This window comes from Pseudomonas sp. TWI929 (assembly GCF_039673335.1).
Lineage (GTDB): Bacteria > Pseudomonadota > Gammaproteobacteria > Pseudomonadales > Pseudomonadaceae > Aquipseudomonas.
The window spans coordinates 1-3,279 of sequence record NZ_JBDJLK010000166.1; the positions used below are offsets into that span (position 1 = coordinate 1).

At 64.3% G+C, this 3,279-nt stretch carries 2 protein-coding genes; both read right to left on the reverse strand.

The features are described 5' to 3' along the window. Positions 1 to 98: 98 nt before the first annotated feature. A complete protein-coding gene (locus ABE456_RS28350) occupies positions 99 to 1,949 on the reverse strand; it encodes an alkaline phosphatase D family protein (protein WP_346646885.1) in 1,851 nt (616 codons plus the stop codon). 208 nt (positions 1,950 to 2,157) lie between these two features. Next, a complete protein-coding gene (gene tal, locus ABE456_RS28355) occupies positions 2,158 to 3,084 on the reverse strand; it encodes a transaldolase (RefSeq protein WP_346646886.1) in 927 nt (308 codons plus the stop codon). Positions 3,085 to 3,279: the final 195 nt, after the last annotated feature.

The window sequence follows — 3,279 nt, forward strand, 5'->3', positions numbered from 1 at the left end:
CACAGGGACAGCGCGGCCCTTGAGAGCGACGCAGTACCTGTGGGAGCGGGCAAGCCCGCGAAGAGGCCAGTACAGGCAGCAGTTTGCCCCTCGGCTGACTACTGTCGGCCAACAAACTCGGTAGCCTCACCCCCACCCGCATCCAGCTGATACACCCGTGCCGGCCGCCCCTGTTCATCAAAGAACACCTGCCCCAACCCCGCACCATTCCACAGCCGTTCCCCCGCCTTGCTATGGCTGGGCGTGCGCGGTACCACCTCCATCTCGCGGCGCTTGGTAAACCAGTTAAGCGGCGAACGCGGCGCATACAGCCAGCGGTTCAGCCGGTCGAGTACATCCAGCAAACGCCGGGGAAACTCGTTCTTGATACCGCTGCTGGTCACCTGCCACAAGTGCGGGCTGCGCTGGCGATGGCGGATCAGCACTTCATAGACGAACGAGTAATGCACATCCCCGGACAGCACCACGTAGTGCCCCGGCGTGCGTGAGTGACGGAAGATGTTGAGGATGACCTGCGCCGCGCCGCGGTGGGCCATCCAGTTCTCGGCATCCACCAGTAGCGGATAGCCCAGCCAGCTGAATACCTTCTGCACCGTTTCGATCAGCTTCACGCCAAAAATCGGTGCGGGTGACACGATGATTGCCGAGGGGTGGTCGAGCAGTGCTTGCTGCAGCTCGCTCAACGCCTCCCAGTCGAGCAGGCCGGACGGTTTGGCCAGGCTGCTTTCGCTACGCCAGCGGCGGGTGCGGGTGTCGAGCACCAGCAAGGGCGGGTCAGTGGGCAGGCTGTACTGCCAGCCCTGGAAGCGCAACAGCTCGCCGATCAGCTCGTCCTGGGCCTGGCTGTTCAGCGCCTGGCATTGCCCGATCAGTGCTTTGCAACCGTCCGGATCATTGCCCCAGGCCTGGCACAGCAGGTAGCCGAGCAGGGCGTTACCGATGATCCGCCGCGAGAACGGGTGACCGTAGGCGGTTTCTTCCCACTGCGCCGAGAGGTTCCAGTCGTCGGTGATGTCGTGGTCGTCGAAGATCATCAGGCAGGGCAGGTGGGCCATCACCCGTGCTACCTGGCCAAGGTTGCCAGCAAACGCCTGGATCAGCGGCAGCTCCTGCCGGTAACGGGCCTGGCGCTGGTCGCTGAGGCCGCTGGGCATGTCTGTGTTCACCAGCTGCCAAGGCACCGGCGACCACACCAGCAGATACATGGCCATGACCTCGGCGAAGGTCACCAGGTGGTTGTCGGCATTGCTGGACGAGAAGATCGGCTTGCGCTTGCCGCCGAAAAAGCGCTCGCGCAGGGTTTCGTTATGTTCCTGCGCCGGCAGCAGGTCGGCGCGGTGGTAGTAGCTGGCCGGGTGTTGGTACAACGCCTGGCTGTCGGGCACCACTGCGCCATCCAGCTGTTCGTCGACCAGGCCCAGGCGCGCGATCAGGGTGTGGATGGCACGCAGCATGGGGCCGGCGACATCGTCGGCGTAAACCTGGTCGCCGGTCATCAGCAGCACGGCCGGGCGGTGTTCGGGGCTTTTGCAGGCCTGCAACAAGCGGTCGGCGCACAGCAGGCCATCCACAGCCGGGTGATGCGGCTTGCGGCAGGAACCGTGCAGCACATGGTCGAGGCGATCGCGCAGCACCAGGCTTGGGCGCTGGGTGCCGGGGTAGAGCAGGTGCGGCGCCCAGTCGGCGATGCCCTGGCCGTTGATGAGCAGGTCGTAGTCGAGCTGCTTGTTACGCGGCAGCGGGCGGCTGAAATGGATGTCCAGCAGGTGAACGTAGGCGTGCTGGCCCACCGCGACCACCTGGCAATCGAGCTGCGCCTCGCTTGCCGGGCAGATGAACTCGGGTTGCAGCGGTTGGGTGGCGACCAGCCAGATGGCCAGGCGCTGGGGTTCCAGGCGGCGCAGGACCGGGCCGGCGAGTACGAGGGGCAGCGGGGTAGAGGAGGTCATCGACAGCTCGGGTGGTTATGCGGGCCTCTTCGCGGGCACGCCCGCTCCCACAGGTACAGCGCCGCTTTCGAACACTGCGGAGATCCCCTGTGGGAGCGGGCGTGCCCGCGAAGAGGCCCTTGAATTCAATACACAACTAAGGCCATGTAAAACAAAACGGGCGGAAAATGCTGAACACTTTCCGCCCGTCAGGCAAACCCGAAATGTATCAGGCGTTTTCAGCCATCAACTTCTCCAGCTTCTCCTGGTCCCGCGCAAACTGGCGAATGCCTTCGGCCAGCTTCTCGGTGCCCATGGCATCTTCGTTCATCGCCCAGCGGAACTGGCTTTCGTTCAGCGGCTGCTTGGCCTCGCCGGCATTGCCCGGCTTCAGCACCCGCGGCAGTTCGCCCTGGTCGTCGCTCAGCTGCTGCAGCAGTTCCGGGCTGATGGTCAGGCGGTCGCAGCCGGCCAGCTGCTCGATCTGGCCGATATTGCGGAAGCTGGCGCCCATGACCACGGTGTTGTAGCCATTGGCCTTGTAGTAGTTGTAGATACGCGTGACCGACTGCACGCCCGGGTCCTCGGCGCCCACGTATTCCTTGCCGGTGCTTTTCTTGAACCAGTCGTAGATACGGCCCACGAACGGCGAAATCAGGAACACCCCGGCATCGGCGCAGGCCTGGGCCTGGGCGAAGGAGAACAGCAGGGTGAGGTTGGTCTGGATGCCTTCCTTCTCCAGCTTCTCGGCGGCGCGGATGCCTTCCCAGGTGGAGGCCAGCTTGATCAGTACGCGGTCGCGGCCAACACCTGCCGCCTCGTACAGCTCGATCAGCTTGCGCGCCTTGGCCAGCAGGGCCGGTTCATCGAACGACAGGCGTGCATCCACTTCGGTAGAGATACGCCCCGGGATGACCTTGAGAATGCCCGAACCCACGGCCACTGCAAACTTGTCGCAGGCCAGGTCGACATTACCCTTGGCATCGGCCTTCACCTGCTTGAGCAAGTCGGCATAGCCAGGGATGGCGGCGGCCTTGAGCAACAGCGACGGGTTGGTGGTGGCATCGACCGGTTTCAGGCGGGTGATGGCGTCCAGGTCCCCGGTGTCGGCGACCACGGTGGTGAACTGCTTGAGTTGTTCCAGCTTGGAGGTCATGGGCGTGCTCTGTCCTGTGCAATGACTCGACATTACCCGAGCCCCGACGGCCGCTCAAGGGGCCTGTAGGGGCGGGCTTGCCCGCGAAGGGCGGTGCGAAGGTGAAGATTCGAGTCGCAAGCCGCCCCGAGGTTCCGCATCTGCTTGCATGGACTGTTGTGGGAGCGGCCTTGTGTCGCGAAAGGGCTGCAAAGC

Coding starts and splice junctions, on each gene's coding strand:
- ABE456_RS28350 (WP_346646885.1), bottom strand. CDS start 1,949: ATGACCTCCTCTACCCCGCTGCCCCTCGTACTCGCCGGCCCGGTCCTG.
- tal (WP_346646886.1), bottom strand. CDS start 3,084: ATGACCTCCAAGCTGGAACAACTCAAGCAGTTCACCACCGTGGTCGCC.